The 22523-nt window shown below is 72.1% G+C and carries 23 protein-coding genes; 9 read left to right on the forward strand and 14 right to left on the reverse strand.

The annotated features are described in order from the left end of the window. Positions 1–65: 65 nt before the first annotated feature. Together F3L20_RS04335 and F3L20_RS04340 are read left to right on the forward strand one after the other, a co-directional pair. Complete coding sequence (locus F3L20_RS04335) at positions 66–1223, forward strand: adenosine deaminase (protein WP_150152339.1); 1158 nt, start codon at positions 66–68, stop codon at positions 1221–1223. 137 nt (positions 1224–1360) lie between these two features. Beyond that, positions 1361–1708: an ATP-binding protein gene (locus F3L20_RS04340; protein WP_150152341.1), complete on the forward strand. Its 348-nt coding sequence runs from the start codon at positions 1361–1363 to the stop codon at positions 1706–1708. A gap of 172 nt (positions 1709–1880) precedes the next feature. Here the strand turns inward: F3L20_RS04340 and F3L20_RS04345 are convergent, their stop codons facing one another. The 5 genes from F3L20_RS04345 to afsQ1 all read right to left on the reverse strand — a co-directional run bounded on the left by F3L20_RS04345 (position 1881) and on the right by afsQ1 (position 5728). Continuing rightward, on the reverse strand, positions 1881–2081 hold the full coding sequence (locus F3L20_RS04345; RefSeq protein ID WP_145827069.1) for a PspC domain-containing protein: 201 nt from the start codon (positions 2079–2081) through the stop codon (positions 1881–1883). A gap of 58 nt (positions 2082–2139) precedes the next feature. Then, a complete protein-coding gene (locus F3L20_RS04350; RefSeq protein WP_150152343.1) occupies positions 2140–2721 on the reverse strand; it encodes a VanZ family protein in 582 nt (193 codons plus the stop codon). A gap of 105 nt (positions 2722–2826) precedes the next feature. After that, positions 2827–3444: a hypothetical protein gene (locus tag F3L20_RS04355; RefSeq protein ID WP_150152345.1), complete on the reverse strand. Its 618-nt coding sequence runs from the start codon at positions 3442–3444 to the stop codon at positions 2827–2829. Next, positions 3444–5054, reverse strand: a complete 1611-nt coding sequence (locus F3L20_RS04360) for a sensor histidine kinase (RefSeq protein ID WP_150152347.1) — start codon at positions 5052–5054, stop codon at positions 3444–3446. The genes F3L20_RS04355 and F3L20_RS04360 overlap by 1 nt, the downstream gene beginning before the upstream one ends. Continuing rightward, on the reverse strand, positions 5051–5728 hold the full coding sequence (gene afsQ1, locus F3L20_RS04365; protein ID WP_024883374.1) for a two-component system response regulator AfsQ1: 678 nt from the start codon (positions 5726–5728) through the stop codon (positions 5051–5053). The genes F3L20_RS04360 and afsQ1 overlap by 4 nt, the downstream gene beginning before the upstream one ends. A gap of 242 nt (positions 5729–5970) precedes the next feature. Here afsQ1 and F3L20_RS04370 point away from each other — a divergent pair, with 242 nt between their 5' ends. Both F3L20_RS04370 and F3L20_RS04375 read left to right on the forward strand, forming a co-directional pair. Beyond that, positions 5971–6708 (forward strand): SigE family RNA polymerase sigma factor, encoded by a 738-nt coding sequence (locus tag F3L20_RS04370; protein ID WP_150152349.1) that lies wholly within the window; start codon positions 5971–5973, stop codon positions 6706–6708. 299 nt (positions 6709–7007) lie between these two features. Beyond that, positions 7008–7646 carry a DUF6518 family protein gene (locus F3L20_RS04375; RefSeq protein WP_150152351.1) on the forward strand — a complete coding sequence of 213 codons (639 nt, stop codon included), beginning with the start codon at positions 7008–7010 and terminating at the stop codon, positions 7644–7646. Here F3L20_RS04375 and F3L20_RS04380 read toward each other — a convergent pair. Continuing rightward, complete coding sequence (locus tag F3L20_RS04380) at positions 7643–8353, reverse strand: uridine kinase family protein (RefSeq protein ID WP_150152353.1); 711 nt, start codon at positions 8351–8353, stop codon at positions 7643–7645. The genes F3L20_RS04375 and F3L20_RS04380 overlap by 4 nt on opposite strands. Before the next feature lie 59 nt (positions 8354–8412). Between F3L20_RS04380 and F3L20_RS04385 the strand changes: the two genes are divergently transcribed. Further along, entirely contained in the window at positions 8413–8751 is a 339-nt protein-coding gene (locus F3L20_RS04385; protein ID WP_145827076.1) for a hypothetical protein, read from the forward strand. An 85-nt stretch (positions 8752–8836) separates the two neighbouring features. Here F3L20_RS04385 and F3L20_RS04390 read toward each other — a convergent pair whose 3' ends face one another. From F3L20_RS04390 to deoC, 3 genes are read right to left on the reverse strand one after another with little or no spacing between them, the layout of a single operon-like run. Then, a complete protein-coding gene (locus tag F3L20_RS04390) occupies positions 8837–9769 on the reverse strand; it encodes an aldehyde dehydrogenase family protein (RefSeq protein ID WP_150152356.1) in 933 nt (310 codons plus the stop codon). Beyond that, positions 9762–11198: an aldehyde dehydrogenase family protein gene (locus F3L20_RS04395; protein ID WP_150152359.1), complete on the reverse strand. Its 1437-nt coding sequence runs from the start codon at positions 11196–11198 to the stop codon at positions 9762–9764. The genes F3L20_RS04390 and F3L20_RS04395 overlap by 8 nt, the downstream gene beginning before the upstream one ends. A 5-nt stretch (positions 11199–11203) precedes the next feature. Next, a complete protein-coding gene (gene deoC, locus F3L20_RS04400) occupies positions 11204–12157 on the reverse strand; it encodes a deoxyribose-phosphate aldolase (protein WP_150152362.1) in 954 nt (317 codons plus the stop codon). A 192-nt stretch (positions 12158–12349) separates the two neighbouring features. Between deoC and F3L20_RS04405 the strand changes: the two genes are divergently transcribed. Continuing rightward, positions 12350–13096 (forward strand): PH domain-containing protein, encoded by a 747-nt coding sequence (locus tag F3L20_RS04405; RefSeq protein ID WP_150152365.1) that lies wholly within the window; start codon positions 12350–12352, stop codon positions 13094–13096. Positions 13097–13160: 64 nt separating this feature from the next. On the opposite strand, the gene F3L20_RS04410 is transcribed toward F3L20_RS04405, so the two are convergent. The 3 genes from F3L20_RS04410 to F3L20_RS04420 all read right to left on the reverse strand — a co-directional run bounded on the left by F3L20_RS04410 (position 13161) and on the right by F3L20_RS04420 (position 16605). Then, complete coding sequence (locus tag F3L20_RS04410; RefSeq protein WP_150152368.1) at positions 13161–14810, reverse strand: phospho-sugar mutase; 1650 nt, start codon at positions 14808–14810, stop codon at positions 13161–13163. Between the two features lie 451 nt (positions 14811–15261). Then, positions 15262–16086 carry a purine-nucleoside phosphorylase gene (locus F3L20_RS04415; protein WP_145827081.1) on the reverse strand — a complete coding sequence of 275 codons (825 nt, stop codon included), beginning with the start codon at positions 16084–16086 and terminating at the stop codon, positions 15262–15264. 81 nt (positions 16087–16167) lie between these two features. Then, the gene (locus tag F3L20_RS04420) at positions 16168–16605 is read right to left on the reverse strand and encodes a gamma-glutamylcyclotransferase (RefSeq protein WP_150152371.1); all 438 of its coding nucleotides are present in this window, start codon (positions 16603–16605) and stop codon (positions 16168–16170) included. A gap of 87 nt (positions 16606–16692) precedes the next feature. Between F3L20_RS04420 and F3L20_RS04425 the strand changes: the two genes are divergently transcribed. Together F3L20_RS04425 and F3L20_RS04430 are read left to right on the forward strand one after the other, a co-directional pair. Then, positions 16693–18141: an NAD(P)H-quinone dehydrogenase gene (locus tag F3L20_RS04425; RefSeq protein ID WP_145827083.1), complete on the forward strand. Its 1449-nt coding sequence runs from the start codon at positions 16693–16695 to the stop codon at positions 18139–18141. Positions 18142–18240: 99 nt separating this feature from the next. After that, positions 18241–19206, forward strand: a complete 966-nt coding sequence (locus F3L20_RS04430; RefSeq protein WP_150152374.1) for a DeoR/GlpR family DNA-binding transcription regulator — start codon at positions 18241–18243, stop codon at positions 19204–19206. Between the two features lie 74 nt (positions 19207–19280). Here the strand turns inward: F3L20_RS04430 and F3L20_RS04435 are convergent, their stop codons facing one another. Then, complete coding sequence (locus tag F3L20_RS04435; protein WP_150152377.1) at positions 19281–21053, reverse strand: acetyl/propionyl/methylcrotonyl-CoA carboxylase subunit alpha; 1773 nt, start codon at positions 21051–21053, stop codon at positions 19281–19283. 364 nt (positions 21054–21417) lie between these two features. On the opposite strand from F3L20_RS04435, the gene F3L20_RS04440 reads away from it, so the two are divergent. Then, positions 21418–21924, forward strand: a complete 507-nt coding sequence (locus tag F3L20_RS04440) for a hypothetical protein (protein WP_150157216.1) — start codon at positions 21418–21420, stop codon at positions 21922–21924. Here the strand turns inward: F3L20_RS04440 and F3L20_RS04445 are convergent. Then, complete coding sequence (locus F3L20_RS04445) at positions 21893–22513, reverse strand: Maf family protein (protein WP_150152380.1); 621 nt, start codon at positions 22511–22513, stop codon at positions 21893–21895. The two genes, F3L20_RS04440 and F3L20_RS04445, sit on opposite strands and share 32 nt — an antisense overlap. Between the last annotated feature and the right edge of the window lie 10 nt (positions 22514–22523).

Consider the following 22523-nt stretch of genomic DNA (forward strand, 5'->3'; position numbering starts at 1 on the left):
CACCGTTCCGTATCGGCGCCCGCGCGCACCGGGTGATCTACGCGCGTAGGAGTTATGGTGCGGAAATGACGAGCCAGACCATCGCGAACGCCCCGACCACGGACCAGATCCGCCGGGCGCCCAAGGTTCTGCTGCACGACCACCTCGACGGCGGACTGCGCCCCGGCACCGTCGTCGACCTGGCCCGGGAGACCGGCTACACCGACCTCCCGCACACCGACCCCGACAAGCTCGCCCTGTGGTTCCACCAGGCCGCCGACTCCGGTTCCCTGGAGCGGTACCTGGAGACGTTCTCGCACACCGTCGGGGTCATGCAGACCCGTGACGCCCTGGTCCGGGTGGCCGCCGAGTGCGCCGAGGACCTCGCCGAGGACGGCGTCGTCTACGCCGAGGTGCGCTACGCGCCCGAGCAGCACCTCGACGGCGGGCTCACCCTGGAGGAGGTCGTCGAGGCCGTCAACGAGGGCTTCCGCCAGGGCGAGCGGCGGGCCAGGGAGAACGGCCACCGCATCCGCGTCGGCGCCCTGCTCACCGCCATGCGGCACGCCGCCCGCGCGCTGGAGATCGCCGAACTCGCCAACCGCCACCGGGACCTGGGCGTCGTCGGCTTCGACATCGCGGGCGCCGAGGCCGGCTACCCGCCCACCCGGCACCTCGACGCCTTCGAGTACCTGAAGCGGGAGAACAACCACTTCACGATCCACGCCGGGGAGGCGTTCGGGCTGCCGTCCATCTGGCAGGCGCTGCAGTGGTGCGGCGCCGACCGGCTCGGGCACGGGGTGCGGATCATCGACGACATCCAGGTCCGTGACGACGGCACCGTGGAGCTCGGCCGGCTCGCCGCCTACGTCCGGGACAAGCGCGTCCCGCTGGAGCTGTGCCCCAGTTCCAACCTGCAGACCGGCGCCGCCGCCTCGTACGCCGAGCACCCCATCGGGCTGCTGCGGCGGCTGCATTTCCGGGCCACGGTGAACACCGACAACCGCTTGATGTCCCACACCAGCATGAGCCGGGAATTCGAGCACCTGGTCGACGCATTCGGATACACACTCGACGACATGCAGTGGTTCACCGTCAATGCGATGAAGTCGGCTTTCATTCCTTTCGATGAACGCCTGGCCATGATCAATGACGTCATCAAGCCCGGATACGCCGAGCTGAAATCCGAATGGCTGTTCCGCCAGACCGCCTCCACCAGCAGTTCTTCCCCGACGGAGGGCTGAAGAGGGCCTCGCTGGGAAAGGTGAACACGCACCGCTTCCACCAACCGTCCGCATTTCGATGTTTGCGGCGGAGGGGGCGCCTGATTACGGTCACAGCACCGCTCACATCCCCGTATCCCATTTCGAGGACGCCTTTCATGAAGCAGTCTGCTGTCAAGACCCTCGGTGTCGCCGCTCTCGGTGCCGCCTTCGCCGCCGTCGGCGCGGGTGCCGCCCAGGCGGCCCCGGCGCTGCCGGACGCCCCGGCGCTGGACACCGTCACCCAGGCCCTGCCGGCCGACCAGGCGTCCACGCCGCTGACGGGTCCGGCCCAGGCGCTGTCGGCGGGCCAGGACGTGGCCGGCAAGGGCCTCGGGACCGCCAAGCCGGTCGTCGACGAGCTGGGCTCCAAGGTGCCGGGCGCCGGTCTCCTCGGCGGTCTGCCGCTGGACGCCGCGCCGGGCCAGGGCGTCAACGTCAACGGCATCCCGCTGGGCGGCCGCTGACCTTCCCGGTCGACGACGGGCCGATGGGGCGCACCCGGTAACGGGTCGCGCCCCATCGGCGTGCTCGGAGGTGCACGGCCCCACGCCAGGCCTCAGGGAGATGATGCCGCGCGGGGACCGGGCGGACGGCGCCGCGCGGAACCTCGGGGGTGAGGGCGCCGCGCGGCCCGGCCTACCAGGCCGTGCGGGCCTTGTCCTCCGAGGGCAACAGGATCCACAGTGCTATGTACAGCAGGAACTGCGGACCCGGGAGCAGGCACGAGGCCAGGAACACGACCCGCATCGTGGTCGCGGAGGTGCCGAAGCGCCGGGCCAGCGCGGCGCACACTCCGCCGATCATGCGGCCGTTGGTGGGGCGGGCGAGGCTGCTCATCGCGGCTCCTTCGTGAACGGTGCGAGGCATCCTGTCCGGCTGCCTCCGTACCTCCACGTTACGGAGAAGAAGGGGGCAAAGCGTCGCTCCATGGGGCGATCCCGACCCTGGGAATCGTCGGGGTCCTCCCCTGAGGGGGCTCCTCCCGGAGGACGGCCGTCCCCGGGGTCCGGTCCGCCCGGCGGCGTAGCCAGGCGCGTCCCGCGGGTACCACGGCGGCGTGGGCGAGCGCCGCGCCCGCCGTGTTCAGCAGCAGCGAGTCGACGTCCACCACCTGGCCCGGCACAGCCGTCTGCAGCAGCTCCACGGCCAGCGACACCAGGGCCGTCGCCGCCGAGGTGCGGATCAGCGAGCCCAGCCGGGACACGGCCGGCCGGCCCCCGGCCATCGGCAGCAGCACGCCCAGCGGCGCCAGCAGCGCCATCGCCTCACCGGTGCGGCGCAGGCCCGTCACCCAGCCCAGCGCGAAGTCGGCGCGGATCCCGTCGAACGGCCGCAGATTGGCCGGCATCACCCAGGGGACGTCCAGCGGGCGCAGCGTGTACCAGGCGACGAACGCGAGGTGTGCGGCCAGGAGGAAGCCTCCGGTCGCACGGATACGGGACGCGGCGGTGCCGCCGATGACGCCTTGACGCTGCACGCCACCCAAGACGCGACGCGCGCCGCGAGCGGTTCCGGGAAGTCACCCGTTCAACCGCTGAGGCATGCGCCACACTGCGGCGCCGCCCCGCGCGGCGGCCGCCGGTCAGCTTCCGGTGGCCTCGGCCGAGGGCGGCCGTCCGGCCGCCGGACGGGACCGGACCTCCTCCGTGCACCGGTAGCGGCGCGGCCGGCTGTCGTCGGGGCCGCCCAGGATCACCGAGCCGTCACCCTCGGCCGCCGCCGAGTCGGAGAAGGTGCACACGACCTGTGCCAGCGCGGTGGACGACAGGGCGGCCGGCGGCAGGCTCAGCCGCAACGTGTCCTCCGGGTCACCGGCGCGCGGTCCGGTCACGGTCGTCCTGGCCCGCACCCGTGTGGTGTACCCGGCCTCCCGCTCGGCGGCCGTCGGCTCCCGCGTCAGCTCGTCCAGCAGCCCCTGGGCGGCCAGCACGCGGCGCGCGTCCGCCGCACCGTCCGTCACCCGCACCTCGCGGTCCACGGCCACCAGGGACGACCCGCACACCAGGAACACCTGCACCGGCAGTCCGCGAGCGGCCCGTCCCGCCCCCTCCGGCTCGCCCAGTGAGCAGCCCACCCGCGACGGCGCCGGCCCGAAGTCGGTCGGCACCTCGGTGGCCCGGATGCCGCACCCGGACAGCAGCGCGCCCAGCGCCGCGAGCCCCACAGCGGCCCGCAGGGCCGTCCTCCGTCGTCCGTTCATCAGGCGTCCCCCTCCGCGCCCTCGTCACCGGCCTGCCCCTCGGAGTCCGTCGCGGACACGTCCCGGGGCAGCCGCAGGGTGAACACGGCACCGCCCTCGGGCGAGTTCGCCGCCGTGATCTCACCGCCGTGGATGTGGGCGTTCTCCAGCGCGATGGACAGCCCCAGACCGCTGCCCTCGGACCGCGGCCGGGAGGCGCTGGCCTTGTAGAAGCGGTCGAAGACGTGCGGCAGGACCTCCTCCGGGATGCCCGGACCGTGGTCCCGGACCTCGATCACCACGGTGCCGCTCACATGGCCGGTGCCGTCCGCGCCCGCCGTCGCCGTCGCGGGGATCTCCCGCACCGACACCCGCACCGGCGAACCGCCGTGCTTGAGCGCGTTGCCGATGAGGTTGGCGAGGATGACGTCGAGGCGCCGCGGGTCGATCCGGGCGTGGATGCCGCGCTCGGCGTCCAGGTCGACGGCGTCCAGCCAGGCGCGCGCGTCGATGCAGGCGGTGATCTGGTCGGCGACGTCGACGTCGTCGAGGACCAGCCGGGCGGTGCCCGCGTCGAAGCGGGTGACCTCCATCAGGTTCTCCACCAGGTCGTTCAGCCGGCGCGTCTCGCTCACCACCAGCCGGACCGCGGGCTGGATCATCGGGTCGATGCCGCCGCCCTCGAACTCCAGCTCCTCCTCCAGGACCTCCGTCACCGCGGTGATCGCGGTCAGCGGTGTCCGCAGCTCGTGGCTCATGTCCGCGACGAACCTGCGGGACGCCTCGTCCCGCGCCGCCATGTCGGCCACCCGCTTCTCCAGCGCCTCGGCGGCCTTGTTGAACGTGCGGGACAGATCGGCGAGTTCGTCGGTGCCGGACACCCTCAGGCGGGTGTCCAGCTTGCCCTCGCCGAGCCGGCGGGCGGCCGTCCCCAGCCGCTGCACCGGCTTGAGCACGGTGGTCGCGGCGGCGTGCGCGAGCAGCGCGCTGCCTATCAGCGCCAGCCCGGTGGCGATCCCCAGCGACCAGGCCAGCGAGCTCAGGTCCTTGGCCTCCGGCGCGAGGGACTTCAGCATGTAGCCGGTGGTGCCGCCGCCGATCAGCCGGGTCCCCGCCACCAGGTACGGGGTGTCGTCCTCGACGATCCGCTGCCAGTACAGATGGTGCGGGTACTTGTTGCCGTCGGTGATCGCCTGCTGCTCGGTCACCGCCTCACGCAGCGCCTCCGGCACGTCCCCCAGCGAGAAGCCGTTCAGCCCGCCCGAACTGCCGTACACGGTCTGGCCCTCGGGGTTCTCGGCGACCAGCAGCACCGTGAAGCGCTGGCTGCTGTTCGCCATCTGTCCCGCCGTGCGCTGCAGTTCGTCCTGCGCGGGGTGCTCGGGCAGCGCGCCCGCGCGGTTCTGCATCTCCTTCTCGAAGTCGCGCAGCACCGCGTCCTGCGTGCGGGTCAGCACCGACTCACGGTTCAGCCAGTACGCGATTCCCGACGCGGACACCGCCGCGGTCAGCGCGACCAGGCCGAACACCACGACCAGGCGCAGCCGCAGGCTGGTGAAGCGCAGCCGTGACCAGACTCCCTTGCGTGCCGCGAACCAACCGCGGCTCCCCCCTTGGTGCTCCTGTGTCACTGAGGCGGGTCCAGCCGGTAGCCGACACCACGGACGGTACGGATGAGCGTCGGGGACGACGGCACGTCCTCGACCTTGGCCCGCAGCCGCTGGACGCAGGCGTCCACCAGACGCGAGTCGCCCAGGTAGTCGTGCTCCCACACCAGCCGCAGCAGCTGCTGGCGGGACAGCGCCTGTCCGGGCCGCCGGCTCAGCTCGAGGAGCAGCCGCAGCTCGGTCGGCGTCAGCTGGAGGTCCTCGCCGTTCTTCGTCACCGTCATCGCCGAACGGTCGATGACGAGGCTGCCGAAGGTCGCCGAGTCGCTGGACTCCCGCTCCCCGCGCCGCAGCACCGCGCGGATGCGGGCGTCGAGCACCCGGCCCTGCACGGGCTTGACGACGTAGTCGTCGGCGCCGGACTCCAGGCCGACCACGACGTCGATGTCGTCGTTGCGCGCGGTCAGCAGGATGATCGGCAACTGGTCGGTGCGCCGGATGCGACGGCACACCTCGAAGCCGTCGATGCCCGGCAGCATCACGTCCAGCACGATCAGATCGGGCCGCTGCTCGCGCAACAGCTTCAGACCGTCCTCACCACTGGCAGCGGTCGCCACGCGATGACCCTGGCGCGTCAGTGAGAGCTCCAGGGCCGTGCGGATGGCGTCGTCGTCCTCGATCAGCAACAGGGAAGGCACGGGCTCATTCTGGCCCATGGAGGGCTTCCAGTACGACCCGTGGGCGGCTCATGCCCCTTGGGCCCGGATACGTGCCGCTTTCGTACGCGGACGGGAGTGAAGGAACTGTGCCGTCACGGTGACCGACCCCTGTGACACGTCTGTGACAGTCGGCGGACACGGCCATGAAAGTGGCGCGGCAAGCTTTTCGGCACAGCACAACAGCAGGCAGAGCACCGGAAGTCCACGACGGGGGGCGCGAGATGAACACGCTGCACGGCACCAGCACCAGCGCAGTGGTCACGCGTCTGCACGACGTGCACCGGGGTTCCGAGAAGTCCGGTGCCGCGGGCATGCGGGGGTGCGCTCGCGGCACCGGGCGTCAGCACACCGCGATCATGACGGTGGTTGACACGTCCACGGGGGACGGCAACGGGGGAACCGCGTACGGGGAGGGCTCGGGGGAGCGCCGTTCGCTGAGCGAGGTGGAGTTCACCGCCTACGTCCAGGAGCGCCGCGCCTCCCTGTACGCCACCGCCTACCACCTGACCGGCGACCGCTTCGAGGCCGAGGACCTGCTGCAGAGCGCGCTGTTCTCGACCTACCGGGCGTGGGACCGGATCAGCGACAAGGCGGCGGTCGGCGGGTACCTCCGCCGCACCATGACCAACCTGCACATCAGCGCGTGGCGCCGCCGCAAGCTGAACGAGTACCCGACCGAGGAACTGCCGGAGACGGCCGGTGACACGGACGCGATGCGTGGCACCGAGCTGCGCGCCGTGCTGTGGCAGGCGCTGGCCCGGCTGCCCGAGCTCCAGCGCACCATGCTGGTCCTGCGCTACTACGAGGGCCGCACGGACCCGGAGATCGCGGACATCCTCAACATCAGTGTCGGCACGGTGAAGTCGAGCATCTGGCGGTCGCTCCGCCGGCTGCGCGAGGACGAGGTCCTCAGCTTCGGCCGTGACGAGGAGAACGCCTTCGGCGAGCTCGTCGCCTGAGGTCCGGGGGAACAAACGGGGAACCGGGGACCGGGGGACTCCGGGCCGGGGGGCCGGGAGTAGGACACGGGGGAACCGCGGGGCGCCGGGGGCGTCACCGCGGGAAACGGGGGATCGGGGATCCGGGGGACAGGAGGGGGAGCACCACGGGGTGCGGAAACAGCGGGACTGCGCGGGGCCGGGGGGCCCGTCACGCGGTCCCGCTTTTTCGTGTGCCCGGTCACGGAGGCGGGTTCCCACGAGGTGGGTTCCCACGACACTACACACCCCGTGTATACGCGATGTGTATAGTTCGGTGCATGGCCACCGTGACCGCGCCGCGCAGCGACACCCCCGGCACCGTCCTCGCCGCCGTGACGGCCTTCGGACTGCTGCTCGGCTGGGCGACGTACACCCTCCACGGGACGACACCCCTGCTGGAGCGGGCCACCAACTCCGTGTCCACCTGGATCATCTGGACCGCCGCGGCAGGCGCGCTGATCCGGACCCGTGGGCTCGCCGCCTGGAGCGGGGGCCTGATGATGCTCGCCACCTGCGCCGGCTACTACACGGCGTCCGCCCTGGGGGACACCTTCGGTTCCGGAGGGCTCGGTACCGCCGCCGTCTGGTCGGTGGCCGGACTGGTGGGAGGCCCGCTGCTCGGATGGGGCGGCTGGACCGTGCGGTACGGGCAGGGGGCGGTACGGGCGACGGCGGGAGCGGCCGTCGCGATGGTGGTGCTGGGGGAGGGCCTCTGGATGGGGCTGACGCTGCACTACTGGGGGGAGGCGGTCGTCTTCCTGGCCGTCGGCGCGCTCCTCACGGCGCTTCTGACCGTCCACCTGGCGCGCGCCGGGGAGCGCCGCTTCTGGTGGTGTGCCGTCCTCGCCCCCGTGTTCGCCGTCGCCTTCTACCTCGCCGAGCTGTTCGTGCTCGACGGACTGATCGGCTCGTTCTAGAGCTGCTGCGGAGAGGGGGTCGTCGGGCGGCCCGCGACCGCCGCGGTGGCCAGGCGGGTCAGCGCCTCCTCCCGGTCGCAGGCGTACGCGCCCAGCGCCGTCTGGCGGGCGACGATCGACCGCTCCAGCCGCATCAGCCGCCAGCCGCGCCGCAGCAGGAACGGCACCGACTTGCGCCCCTCCTTCAGGTCCCGCACGAAGCGCCGGCGGAACGTGCGCACCGGACCCCGGCTCAGGCACAGCGCGTCGGCCAGCAGCCCCCGCTCACGGCAGCGGTCGACGATCTCCGCGGCGAAGATGCCCTCGGCGATGAACAGGGGTGTCCCGCCGATGTCGACGGTCGTCTCGCCCGTACGGGCGCTCAGGGAGATGTCGTAGACCGGCACCTGGGTGCTCCGGGTCCTGCACAGCCGTTCGATCGCGGCGACGGCGGTGTCCGCGTCCCAGGAGGCGGGGTCGTCCCAGTCGATGTCGGAGGTGCCCGCCACCAGCGGCAGCGTCGGGTCGTCGCCCTCCTTGTAGAAGTCGTCCAGGCGCAGCACCGGAAGGCCGGAGCGGGCCGAGACGAGGGACTTGCCGGAGCCGGAGGGGCCGCAGAGCAGCACGACTCGCGCGGATATGGGCGACTGGGAACTCACGGGACACCAGTGTGACGCATCGTTCGGGTGGCGTACGACCCGTGGGGGCGACTTTGAAGCGCGGCTCACATCTCAACTACGCTGCGCGTCGGACTGTTGACCCTGCGAAGCCAAGAGGTGGCACAGCGATGGCCCGACACAAGGCACCGAGGACTCCCGCCGTCCGGCGCGGCATGGCCGTTCTCGCGACGGCGGGGGTGGCGCTCGGCGTCGGGGCGGCGGCCGCGTCCGCCGCGGAGGCGAACGTGCTGCCCGACGATCCCGGGCAGGTCGTGGGGACGGTCGCGGACCTCAAGCCCAACCCGCTCGCGGGCACGGGCGTGGACCCGCTGGACAACGGGGTCGCCACACAGGTCGCCGACTTCCGCGGACTGGACTCGCGCGAGCTGACCGGCCCGGTCGCCCAGGCGGAGTCGGTGGACGGCGTCCCGGGGGTGGGCTCGGTGACGGACGCGTTGAGGCGCTGACGGGGAGCGTGGACGACACGGCGGAGCGCCGTGCCCCTCCCGGACGGAGGAGGGGCACGGCGCTCCGGTCGTGGGGGCGTGCGGCTCAGTAGGCGCTGCCGGACGCGCCCAGGGAGCCCGTCGGGTGCCAGACCGTCTTGGTCTCCAGGAAGGCCGTCATGCGGTCCGTGCCGGGCGTCGCCGACCAGTCGTCCACAGGCTGTGAACGAAGGACGCGCTTCAGGTTGTCCGCCGCCGCGATCTCCAGCTCCTTCGCCAGCACCTCGTCGGCGCCCGCGAGGTCGATCGCGTTGACGTCCTGGTGCGCGGCGAGCGGCGCGGCGATCTCCGCCGTACGGCCGGACAGGATGTTGACCACACCGCCCGGCAGATCGGACGTGGCCAGCACCTCACCGAGGGAGAGCGCCGGGAGCGGGGACCTCTCGCTCGCGATCACCACCGCCGTGTTGCCGGTGGCGATGACGGGTGCCACGACCGAGACCAGGCCCAGGAACGACGACTCCTGCGGGGCCAGGACGGCGACCACGCCGGTCGGCTCCGGGGAGGAGAGGTTGAAGAACGGGCCCGCGACCGGGTTGCCGCCGCCGACCACCTGGGCGATCTTGTCGGTCCAGCCGGCGTACCAGACCCAGCGGTCGATCGCCGCCTCCACCTGCGCCGCCGCCCTGGACTTCGACAGCCCTTCGGCGTCGGCGACCTCCGCGACGTACTGGTCGCGGCGGCCCTCCAGCATCTCCGCGATCCGGTAGAGGATCTGACCCCGGTTGTACGCCGTCGCGCCGGACCAGGCACCGAACGCCTTGCGGGCCGCGACCACCGCGTCACGGGCGTCCTTGCGGGACGACCGCGGTGCGTTGGCCAGCCACTTGCCCTTGGCGTCAGTCACCTCGTACACCCGGCCGCTCTCGGAACGCGGGAACTTCCCGCCGACGTACAGCTTGTAGGTCTTGAAGACGGAGAGGCGCCCGGTCTTCCCGGACTTGTCGATCTTCTCGGTCTTCTCGGGCTTGTCAGACATCGAGGTACGCCTCCAGGCCGTGGCGGCCGCCCTCGCGGCCGAAGCCCGACTCCTTGTAACCGCCGAACGGCGAGGTCGGGTCGAACTTGTTGAACGTGTTGGACCAGATCACGCCCGCGCGGAGCTTGTTCGCCACCGCCAGGATCCGTGAGCCCTTCTCGGTCCAGATGCCCGCCGACAGGCCGTACGGGGTGTTGTTGGCCTTGGCGACCGCCTCGTCGGGCGTACGGAAGGTCAGCACCGACAGCACCGGGCCGAAGATCTCGTCCCGGGCGATGGTGTGCGCCTGGGTGACGCCGGTGAACAGCGTCGGGGCGAACCAGAAGCCGTTCTCCGGGAGTTCGCAGGCCGGGGACCAGCGCTCGGCGCCCTCCGCCTCGCCCTGCTCGGCCAGCGCGGTGATCCGGGCCAGCTGCTCCGCGGAGTTGATCGCGCCGATGTCGGTGTTCTTGTCCAGCGGGTCGCCGAGGCGCAGCGTGGACAGCCGGCGCTTGAGGGAGTCCAGCAGCTCGTCGTGGATCGACTCCTGGACCAGCAGGCGCGAGCCCGCGCAGCAGACCTGGCCCTGGTTGAAGAAGATGCCGTTGACGATGCCCTCGACGGCCTGGTCGATCGGGGCGTCGTCGAAGACGATGTTGGCGCCCTTGCCGCCCAGTTCGAGCGTGAGCTTCTTGCGGGTGCCCGCGACCGTGCGCGCGATCTCCTTGCCGACGGCGGTCGAGCCGGTGAACGCGACCTTGTTCACGTCGGGGTGGGCCGTCAGCGCGGCTCCGGCGCGGCCGTCACCGGTGATGATGTTGACGACGCCCCTGGGCAGGCCCGCCTGGCGGCAGATGTCCGCGAAGAAGAGGGCGGAGAGGGGCGTGGTCTCGGCGGGCTTCAGGACGACCGTGTTGCCGGTCGCGAGGGCCGGTGCGATCTTCCAGGCCAGCATCAGGAGCGGGAAGTTCCAGGGGATGACCTGGCCCGCGACGCCCAGCGGCTTCGGGTTCGCGCCGTAGCCGGCGTGCTCCAGCTTGTCGGCCCAGCCCGCGTAGTAGAAGAAGTGCGCGGCGACCAGGGGGAGGTCCGCGTCGCGGGTCTCCTTGATCGGCTTGCCGTTGTCCAGGGTCTCCAGGACGGCCAGCTCGCGGCTGCGCTCCTGGATGATGCGGGCGATGCGGAAGAGGTACTTCGCGCGCTCCGAGCCGGGCAGCGCGGACCACGTCTCGAACGCCTTGCGGGCCGCCCGCACCGCGCGGTCGACGTCGGCCTCACCGGCCTCGGCGACCTCGGAGAGCACCTCCTCGGAGGAGGGGGAGACGGTCTTGAAGACCTTGCCGTCGGCCGCCTCGGTGAACTCGCCGTCGATGAACAGGCCGTAGGACGGGGCGATGTCGACGACCGAGCGGGACTCGGGCGCCGGGGCGTAGTCGAAAACAGGTGCCATGGTGATCAGTCCACCGTCACGTAGTCGGGGCCGGAGTAGCGGCCGGTGGCCAGCTTCTGCCGCTGCAGCAGCAGGTCGTTCAGCAGCGAGGAGGCGCCGAAGCGGAACCAGTGGTTGTCCAGCCAGTCCTCGCCCGCGGTCTCGTTGACCAGGACCAGGAACTTGATCGCGTCCTTGCTGGTACGGATGCCGCCGGCCGGCTTCACACCGACCTGGACGCCGGTCTGGGCGCGGAAGTCACGGACCGCCTCCAGCATCAGGAGGGTGTTCGCGGGGGTCGCGTTGACCGCGACCTTGCCGGTCGAGGTCTTGATGAAGTCCGCCCCGGCCAGCATGCCGAGCCAGCTCGCGCGGCGGATGTTGTCGTACGTCGACAGCTCGCCGGTCTCGAAGATGACCTTCAGGCGGGCGCTCGTCCCGCAGGTCTCCTTCACGGCGGTGATCTCGTCGTGCACCTTCAGGTAATCGCCGGCGAGGAACGCGCCGCGGTCGATGACCATGTCGATCTCGTCCGCGCCGGCGGCGACGGCCTCGCGGACATCCGCCAGCTTGACGGCGATCGGGGCACGGCCGGCCGGGAAGGCGGTGGCGACCGAGGCGACCTTGACGGTGGAGCCGGCGACGGCCTTCTTCGCCGTGGCCACCATGTCGGGGTAGACGCAGACCGCGGCCGTGGCGGGCGTGGTGCGGTCGGTCGGGTCGGGGCGGACCGCCTTCGCGCCGAGCGCCCGGACCTTGCCCGGGGTGTCCGCGCCTTCCAGCGTCGTCAGGTCGACCATCGAGATGGCGAGGTCGATGGCGTACGCCTTCGCGGTCGTCTTGATCGAGCGGGTGCCGAGGGAGGCGGCACGCGCCTCCAGGCCGACCGCGTCGACGCCGGGCAGCCCGTGGAGGAACCGGCGCAGCGTGCTGTCGGACGCGGTGACGTCGCTCAGAGCGTGGGGTGCAGTGGTGGGCATGGTCACCAGACGAGCATATCTACGCGCGTAGCGGCTGTACAGCCCCGGAGCGGGATCCGGGGCCGCGGGGGTTGGGGGGGGAGCGCGGGAGGCCGGTTCGGGCGGGGCGGGGCGTGTGGTGGGGGCGAGGGTGCGGGGGTGGGGAAGGGCGTGGGGTCAGGGTTTCGGGGCGGGTCGTGCAGAATCGGGGGCATGACGACCCCCGACGACCAGTCGCGCGAGCCGGAGCCCACGAAGCCGTCCGGGCCCGCGACGACCCCGTACAAGGACCGCATCTACCGCTCGCCCGCGGGCATCGCCGGCGGTGTGCTCGTGCTCGCCCTCATCGGCTGGCTCGGCATCGACGGGCTGGTCGTCGGCGGGGGGCGCACCCCGTGGCTCGCCCTCGCCGCGATGCTGTTCCTCGTCCCCGTGGTCGTCGCCTACACCCTGCGTCCCGCCGTCTACGTGAACGACGACCGGCTGCGCGTCCGCAACCCGCTGCGCGTGATCGTGCTGCCGTGGGGGCGGGTCGTCTCGCTGCGGTCCGGGTACTCCAACGAGGTCGTCGACGACTCGGGCGCGAAGTACCAGCTGTGGGCGCTGCCCGTCTCGCTGCGGGCCCGCAGCAAGGCGAACCGTCAGGAGGCGCGGGCGGCGGCGAAGGCCATGCGCGGTGACACGGGGCGGCGCGGGCGCCGGGGCGGATCGGGTGCCACCGGTGACCTGGGTGGCGCCGGCGGCCTGGGTGGCTTCGGCGGGGTCGGCGCGGGTGCCGTGGCCGACGGGCCCCGGCGGTCCGAGACCGACCAGGCCATGGCCGAGCTGCGTGAGCTGCACGAGCGGAGGCAGGGCGAGGAGAGCGCGCAGGGGGAGGTCACCGTGCGGTGGGCCTACGAGATCATGGCGCCCGCCGTGGCGGGGGCCGTGCTGCTGGCCGTGCTGGCGGCGCTGGGCTGAGGTGGCGTGACGTGACGTCTGAGGGCGTCCGGAAGGGGGCGGGCCTGTGGCCCGCCCCCTTCTTTCAGATGCCTGCCGCCGCGGACAGGTCCCGCTTGATCGTGGTCAGGAGGGACGTTGCCTTCGTGCGGGCCTCCGGGAGGGCCTGCTTCGTGGCGACCGGGATCACCACCTCCAGGTAGCACTTCAGCTTCGGCTCCGTGCCGCTGGGGCGGACGACGACCCGCGCGCCGTCCAGGGTGTAGCGGAGGCCGTCCGTGGGCGGGAGCGCCGCCGTGCCCTCGTTGAGGTCCTCGGCCTTGGTGATGCGCAGGCCCGCCAGCTCGGCGGGGGGGTGCTCGCGCAGGCGGCGCATCGCGGCGGCGATCAGGCCCAGGTCCTGCACGCGGACGCTGAGCTGGTCCGTGGCGTGCAGGCCGTGCTCCACGGCGAGGTCGTCGAGGAGGTCGAGGAGCGTGCGGTTGTCCGACTTGAGTTCGGACGCCAGTTCCGTGAGGAGGAGGGCCGCCGTGATGCCGTCCTTGTCGCGTACGCCGTCCGGATCCACGCAGTAGCCGAGGGCCTCCTCGTAGCCGTAGCGCAGGCCGTCGACACGGGCGATCCACTTGAAGCCGGTCAGGGTCTCCTCGTAGCGGAGGCCCGCCTTCTCGGCGATGCGGCCGAGGAGGGACGACGAGACGATCGACTCCGCGAACGTGCCGGTCGCCCCGCGGCGGACCAGGTGGGCGGCGAGGAGCGCGCCGACCTCGTCGCCGCGGAGCATGCGCCAGTCGCCGCCGTCCTTCACCGCGGCGGCGCAGCGGTCGGCGTCCGGGTCGTTGGCGATGACCAGGTCCGGGTCCGTCTCGCGGGCCTTCGCGAAGGCGAGGTCCATCGCGCCGGGCTCCTCCGGGTTGGGGAACGCGACGGTCGGGAAATCCGGGTCGGGGTCGGCCTGCTCGGTGACCAGGTCGGGAGTGGGGAAGCCCGCGCGGGCGAACGCGGCGAGGAGGACGTCCTTGCCCACGCCGTGCATCGCGGTGTAGACGGTGCGGGCCGTGCGGGGGGAGGCCGGGGAGAGGACCGCGTCCGTGCGGGCGAGGTAGGCGTCCAGGACGGTGTCGTCGAGGGTCTCCCAGCCGGTGGCGGGGCGGGGGACGGTGGTGAGGGAGGTGATCGCCTCGATCTCGGCGGCGATCTCCGCGTCGGCCGGGGGGACGATCTGGGAGCCGTCGCCCAGGTACACCTTGTAGCCGTTGTCGCGGGGCGGGTTGTGGCTTGCGGTGACCTCCACGCCGGCGACCGCGCCGAGGTGCCGGATGGCGAAGGCGAGGACGGGGGTGGGGAGGGGGCGGGGGAGGACGGCGGCGCGGAGGCCGGCGCCGGTCATCACGGCCGCGGTGTCCTCGGCGAAGGCGGCGGACTTGTGGCGGGCGTCGTAGCCGATGACGACGAGGCCGGCCGTGTCGACCCTGTGGGGGGTTCCCTGCTTCTTGAGGTACGCGGCGAGGCCGGCGGCGGCGCGGATGACCACGGAGCGGTTCATGCGCAGGGGGCCGGCGCCGAGTTCGCCGCGGAGGCCGGCGGTGCCGAACTGGAGGGTGCCGCTGAAGCGGGCGGTGAGTTCGGGGAGGTCGTGGGCGTCGATGAGGCGGGCGAGTTCCTCGCGGGTGTCCGGGTCGGGGTCCTCGGCGAGCCATGCCTGGGCCTGTGCGATGAGCGCGTCGTCTTCCACGGTTCGGTCGGCCTCTCTCGGTCGTCGTGTGGGCTGGGGGTGGATGCCTGCGGCGCAGGGTTCCTGTCCGGTGGGGGTGGCTGTGGCGCCTGGGGTGCGTGGGGGGTGCGGGGCCGGGGTGGGGGCGGTCGTCCTCGGTCCGGCGCGACTGGGTCGTCTGGAGAAGTGCGGGGTGCGGACGCGCCGGCCGCTGCGGGCGACCGCCCCCACCCCGCCCCCTCCCGCCGTCGGCGACCACACCCGCACCGTGGCAGCCATCACCCTCCGCCGCAGGCGGCGCGGCCGTCGCCCATCGCGGGCACGGGGGGCGCGGTGGCACCCCGTGAGCGCCGGGCCGCGCGAACATCCCCCGGCTCGCCCCCGCACCGGGTGTGCGCGACGGGGGCGTCCGGGGATGACTTGCGCATCGGGCTGTGAAGAGAGACGGGCCGGGACCGCAGTGTGCGTGGCCTTACAGGCGGCCCAGGACCTGGGTCAGCAGGGCGCCCATGCGGGTCGCGCTGTCGCGGCCCGCCTGGAGGACCTCCTCGTGGTTCAGCGGCTCGCCGGTCATGCCGGCGGCCAGGTTGGTCACCAGGGAGATGCCGAGGACCTCGGCGCCGGCTTCGCGCGCGGCGATGGCCTCCAGGACCGTGGACATGCCCACCAGGTCCGCCCCGATGACGCGCGCCATACGGATCTCCGCCGGCGTCTCGTAGTGCGGGCCGGGGAACTGGGCGTAGACGCCCTCCTCGAGGGAGGGGTCGATCTCCTTGCACAGGGCGCGCAGACGCGGGGAGTACAGGTCGGTGAGGTCGACGAAGTTGGCGCCGACGATCGGAGAGGTCGCCGTCAGGTTGATGTGGTCGCTGATCAGGACCGGCTGGCCGGGGCGCATCCCCTCGCGCAGGCCCCCGCAGCCGTTGGTCAGCACGATCGTCTTCGCGCCCGCCGCGACCGCCGTGCGGACGCCGTGGGCGACGGCGGCCACCCCGCGGCCCTCGTAGTAGTGCGTGCGGCCCAGGAAGACCAGGGCGCGCTTCGCGCCTATGCGGTACGAGCGGATCTTGCCTCCGTGGCCCTCGACCACCGGCGGCGGGAAGCCGGGCAGCTCGGTGACCGGGTGCTCGGCCTCGGGCGTTCCGAGCGCGTCCACGGCCGGGGCCCACCCGGAGCCCATCACGAGGGCGACGTCGTGGGTCTCGGCGCCTGTGAGTTCGCGCAGACGGGCTGCGGCGGCGTCGGCTGCGGCGTACGGGTCGCCCTGGATGTCGTCCGGAAGAAGAGAAGCGTTCACGTCGATGAGGGTAGCCGGTATTCGCCTACGCGCGTAGATGCGGGAGGTGACGGGATGGCGATCGTTGTCTTGTCGTTTCCGTCAGCAGGGTCGCTTGCGCAGTTCCATCACGTAGTCGTGGGGTGCCCCCGCGGACTCCGCCGCGTCGGCGATCTCGCCCAGGTAGCGCGCCGAGGGCAGTCCGCCCTCGTAGGAGTTGAGGACGTAGGTCCAGGCCTGCTCCTCGCCGTCGAGGGTGTGCGCGCGGACCCTGGTGCGGCGGTAGATGTCCAGGCCGGTTCCCTCCCAGCGGTCCAGGGACTCCTCGTCCATGGGCGCGATGTCGTAGAGGGAGACGAAGACCTGGGAGAGCGGGTCCTCGACGAGGGTGGCCAGTGCGCCTTCCCAGCCCATGTGCTCGCCGCCGAACGTCAGCCGCCAGCCGTTGAGCCAGCCGGTGGCCCGCAACGGGGAGTGCGGGGCGCGGCGGGACATCAGCCGTGCGTCGAGGTTGCCGGCATAAGCGGCGTAGAGCGACATGGGGGAAGGGTACGGCAGGGGGTGGCGGGGGCGATGTGACCGAGGGGGAGCACCCCCGGGCGGTCGCACGGTGAAGTGTGCGGGACAATGGAGTACGTGACTCGGATCGTGATCATCGGTGGCGGACCCGGCGGATACGAAGCGGCGCTGGTCGCCGCGCAGCTCGGCGCGGAGGTGACCGTCGTCGACTGCGACGGCCTGGGCGGTGCGTCGGTGCTGACCGACTGCGTGCCGTCCAAGACCCTGATCGCCACGGCCGAGGTGATGACCACCTTCGACTCCTCCTACGAGGAGCTGGGGATCATCGTCGCCGACGACACCCCGCCGCTGGAGCAGGCCGCCCGGGTGGTCGGTGTCGACCTGGGCAAGGTCAACCGGCGTGTGAAGCGGCTCGCCCTGGCGCAGTCGCACGACATCACCGCCTCCGTGACGCGCGCCGGCGCCCGTGTCATGCGCGGGCGGGGGCGGCTGGACGGGATGCAGGCGCTCGACGGGTCACGCAAGGTCGTCGTGACCGCCGCCGACGGCAGTGAGGAGACGCTCACGGCGGACGCGGTGCTGATCGCGACCGGCGGCCATCCCCGTGAGCTGCCGGACGCGCAGCCCGACGGGGAGCGGATCCTGAACTGGACTCAGGTGTACGACCTCGACGAGCTTCCCGAGGAGCTCATCGTGGTCGGTTCCGGTGTCACCGGTGCCGAGTTCGCCGGCGCCTACCAGGCCCTCGGCTCCCGCGTGACGCTGGTGTCCTCGCGCGACCGTGTGCTGCCCGGTGAGGACCCGGACGCGGCGGCCGTGCTGGAGGACGTCTTCCGGCGGCGCGGCATGAACGTGATGGCGCGGTCGCGTGCCCAGTCCGCCAAGCGGGTGGGGGACCGGGTCGAGGTGACGCTGGCGGACGGCCGGGTCATCACCGGCTCGCACTGCCTGATGGCCGTGGGCGCCATCCCGAATTCCGAGGGCATGGGCCTGGAGGAGGCCGGGGTGCGGCTGCGCGACTCGGGTCACATCTGGACCGACAAGGTGTCGCGGACCACCGCTCCGGGTGTCTACGCGGCCGGTGACGTCACGGGCGTGTTCGCCCTGGCCTCGGTGGCGGCGATGCAGGGCCGTATCGCGATGTACCACTTCCTGGGGGACGCGGTCGCGCCGCTGAACCTGAAGACCGTCTCGTCCAACGTCTTCACCGACCCCGAGATCGCCACCGTCGGCTACTCGCAGGCCGACGTGGACGGCGGGAAGATCGACGCGCGCGTGGTGAAGCTGCCGCTGCTGCGCAACCCGCGCGCCAAGATGCAGGGCATCCGCGACGGCTTCGTCAAGATCTTCTGCCGCCCCGGCACCGGCATCGTGGTCGGCGGTGTCGTCGTCGCGCCGCGCGCCTCGGAACTCATCCACCCCATCTCGATCGCGGTCGACAACAACATGACCGTCGAACAGATCGCGAACGCCTTCACCGTGTACCCCTCGCTGTCGGGCTCGATCGCCGAGGTGGCACGGCAGTTGCACACCCGGAAGGCGGCCGGGGAAGGCTGACACGGCCCTATACCACTTGCTGTGGGGCCGTGCGAACAACTTCTGCTATTCAGCGCAAACTGCTGAAAGCAGACGGTCGTCGACGTTACTGTCAGTTTCGTGTTCGCTGCAGAACGTCGCCAATTGATCCTCGAAATGGTGCGAGCGAACGGGGCCGTGTCGCTCCGTGAGCTCGCCCGCGTCGTCCAGACCTCCGAAGTGACCGTACGGCGGGACGTGCGCGCGCTGGAGGCAGAAGGACTCCTCGACCGCCGGCACGGCGGTGCGGTGCTGCCGGGCGGTTTCACGCGAGAGTCCGGCTTCCCGCAGAAGTCACATCTCGCGACCGCCGAGAAGACCGCCATCGCCGACCTCGCCGCGAACTTCGTGGAGGAGGGCGAGGCCATCGTGGTCGGCGCGGGAACCACCACGCAGGAGCTGGCCCGCCGGCTGGCCCGGGTGCCCGGGCTGACGGTCGTCACCAACTCCCTGCTGGTCGCCCAGGCGCTGGCCCACGCCAACCGGGTCGAGGTCGTGATGACCGGCGGCACGCTCCGCGGCTCGAACTACGCCCTCGTCGGCAGCGGTGCCGAGCAGTCCCTCCAGGGGCTGCGGGTCTCCCGCGCCTTCCTCTCGGGCAGCGGTCTGACCGCCGAGCGCGGGCTGTCCACGTCCAACATGCTGTCGGCGTCCGTCGACCGGGCGCTGGTGCAGGCGGCGGCCGAGGTGGTGGTCCTCGCCGACCACACCAAGCTCGGCACGGACACCATGTTCCAGACCGTGCCGACCGACCTGATCACCCGTCTGGTGACGGACGAACCGCCCGCGCACGACGACCGGGCGGCGACCGAACTGCAGGCGCTCGCGGACCAGGGCGTGCAGATCGCCGTCGCGGGGGCGCCGGGGGGTTCCGCCGGCGCGGGGGGTGACGGCCCGCCGTCGGGCCGCCAGCGCCGTGACGTCCCCCTGCCCGGCCCGCGCCGCCAGGCACCCGGACTGCGTACCGCCGTGGCCCTGGGCGCCGCGGCGGACCAGGGGCAGGGCGCCGAGCGGGCGGCCCGGGTGGCGGACCTGCGCCGGCGCTGACCGGGACGGCCCGGACGTGACGGCGCCCGGCGTCCTCCGTGGGAGGACGCCGGGCGCTGCCGCGTCAGCCGGTGTCAGTCCTTGATCTCGCAGATCGCCGCACCGGAGGTGACGGAGGCGCCGACCTCCGCGCTCAGGCCCTTGACGGTGCCGGAGCGGTGGGCGTTGATGGGCTGCTCCATCTTCATCGCCTCCAGGACGACGACCAGGTCGCCCTCCTTGACCTCCTGGCCCTCCTCGACCGCGACCTTGACGATCGTGCCCTGCATCGGGGAGGCGAGGGTGTCACCGGAGGCCGCCGGGCCGGACTTGCGGGCGGCGCGGCGCTTGGGCTTGGCGCCGGCGGCGAGGCCGGTACGGGCCAGGCTCATGCCGAGCGAGGCGGGCAGGGAGACCTCCAGGCGCTTGCCGCCGACCTCGACGACGACCGTCTCGCGGTCCGCCTCCTCGTCGGCCTCGGCGTCAACCGCCGCGGCGAACGGCTTGATCTCGTTGACGAACTCCGTCTCGATCCAGCGCGTGTGCACCGTGAACGGGTCGGCGGAGCCGGTCAGTTCGGGGGCGAACGCCGGGTCCTTCACCACCGCACGGTGGAACGGGATGGCTGTGGCCATGCCCTCGACCTTGAACTCCTCCAGCGCACGGGCGGCGCGCTCCAGGGCCTCCTTGCGGGTGCGGCCGGTGACGATCAGCTTGGCCAGCAGGGAGTCCCAGGCCGGGCCGATGACCGAGCCGGACTCCACGCCCGCGTCCAGACGCACGCCCGGGCCGGACGGCGCGTCGAAGGTGGTGACGGTGCCGGGGGCGGGCAGGAAGTTGCGGCCCGGGTCCTCGCCGTTGATGCGGAACTCGAAGGAGTGGCCGCGCAGCTGCGGGTCGCCGTAGCCGAGCTCCTCGCCGTCGGCGATGCGGAACATCTCCCGCACCAGGTCGATGCCGGCGACCTCCTCGGTGACCGGGTGCTCCACCTGGAGGCGGGTGTTGACCTCCAGGAAGGAGATCGTGCCGTCGTTGCCGACGAGGAACTCCACGGTGCCCGCACCGACGTAACCGGCCTCCTTGAGGATGGCCTTGGACGCGCGGTACAGCTCCGCGACCTGCTGGTCCGAGAGGAACGGCGCCGGGGCCTCCTCCACCAGCTTCTGGTGCCGGCGCTGCAGCGAGCAGTCACGGGTGGAGACGACGACCACGTTGCCGTGCTGGTCGGCCAGGCACTGGGTCTCCACGTGCCGGGGCTTGTCCAGGTACCGCTCGACGAAGCACTCGCCGCGGCCGAAGGCGGCGACCGCCTCGCGGACGGCCGAGTCGTACAGCTCGGGGACCTCCTCGAGGGTGCGGGCGACCTTCAGGCCGCGCCCGCCACCGCCGAAGGCGGCCTTGATGGCGATCGGCAGGCCGTTCTCCTCGGCGAAAGCGACGACCTCGTCGGCGCCGGACACCGGGTCGGGCGTACCGGCGACCAGGGGGGCGCCGGCGCGCTGCGCGATGTGCCGGGCCGCGACCTTGTCACCCAGGTCGCGGATGGCCTGCGGGGGCGGGCCGATCCAGATGAGGCCCGCGTCCAGTACGGCCTGGGCGAATTCGGCGTTCTCCGAGAGGAAGCCGTAGCCGGGGTGGATCGCGTCGGCCCCCGACTCCCGCGCGGCCTTCAGCACCTTGTCGATGTCCAGATAACTGGTGGCCGGAGTGTCACCGCCCAGGGCGAACGCCTCATCCGCGGCGCGGACATGCAGAGCGTCCCGGTCCGGGTCGGCGTAGACGGCAACGCTCGCGATTCCGGCATCCCGGCAGGCCCGGGCAACGCGGACAGCGATTTCGCCACGGTTGGCGATGAGCACCTTGCGCACGATTGAGGCTCCCTCCTTGAAACAAGCCGAGTTTAGGGACTGCCGACACGGCACTTCGACCCGTCCCCAGTGGTGAGCTTGCCCACACGGAGCGTGATGCGAGGCTTGCTCGACCGGCGAAATCCCTTGTCGCACCTCGGTACGCAGGACTCCTCCCGGAAACCCTAGCCCTCCTGTGTGGTCAAGGTCTCTGTGAGAGCGTGCTGCGGCCCACTTCGATTCTTTGTGGAGTCCCTACGAATGGCCCAATGATTCTTTGCCCTTCGTCGGACCCTTGTACGGACGTTTACCCGTTAGTAGCCTTCGCGTCGTCCCGAACATACTCGGGGTAACCACAGTCGTGCTCGAAAGTGGGTGGGGGCCGGTGGTCCGCAGACCGGTGGCGTGGATCGTCGCGCTCGTGCTGTTCGCCGAGGCGCTGGGCATCGGGGCGGTGAACTGGTTCCTGGGCGTCGTCGTCGACCGGCAGGACATGTCGCTGGCCGGTCTCGACCCGGACATGATGGCGGTGTCCTCGAAGGCCGGCGGAGTGGTCTTCGGGCTCTACTTCGCCGCGTGCGGCCTGGTGGCCCTGCTGGTCGCGCTGCGCGACCGCGCCCCGGCCGGCTTCGGCCGGGTGCTGCTGATCAGCGCCGCGGTCGTGCACGCGCTGCTCGGCGCCTTCGCCTGGGGTCTGGTCGGCTGGCCCGCGTTCCTCATCATGGTCGTCGTCCTCACGCTCATCGTGCTGCTCCTGATGACGTACGACGGACGGCCCGGCGCGTCCGCGGACGCCGCCCCGGAGAAGGGCGGCCCCGGCGGTGCGGAGGGGGCCGGGCCAGGCGGACCCGGGGCTCCGGTCAGTCCTCCGGCGGCGCCCACAGCTCCGTGATGCCGACGCCCAGTTCGGCCAGCAGGCGCCGTACCAGCGGCAGGCTGATGCCGATCACGTTGCCGTGGTCGCCGTCGATGCCGTCGATGAACGGGGCCGAGCGGCCGTCCAGGGTGAACGCCCCGGCCACGTGCAGCGGTTCGCCCGAGGCCACGTAGGCGGCGATCTCCTCGTCGGACGGTTCACCGAAACGGACGACCGTGGAGGCGGTGGCGGAGGCGTAGCGCCCGCCGGTCGTCTCGTAGACGCAGTGGCCCGTCTGGAGGGTGCCCGTGCGGCCGCGCATGGCCTTCCAGCGCGCCGTGGCCTCCTCGGCGTCCGCGGGCTTGCCGAGGGCCTGGCCGTCCAGCTCGAGGACCGAGTCGCAGCCGATCACCAGCGCGCCCTTCACCTCGGGTTTCGCGGCGACGACGGAGGCCTTGGCCTCGGCCAGGGCGAGCGCCAGTTCGGCGGGGGTGGGGGCGGAGACGGCGTCCTCGTCGACCCCGCTGACGATCACCTCGGGAGCCAGTCCCGCCTGGCGGAGCAGTCCGAGCCGGGCGGGGGACTGGGAGGCGAGCACGAGGCGGCGACGCGGCTGATCTGTCATGCCGTCAGCG

This window comes from Streptomyces tendae (genome assembly GCF_008632955.1).
Classification (GTDB): Bacteria; Actinomycetota; Actinomycetes; order Streptomycetales; family Streptomycetaceae; genus Streptomyces.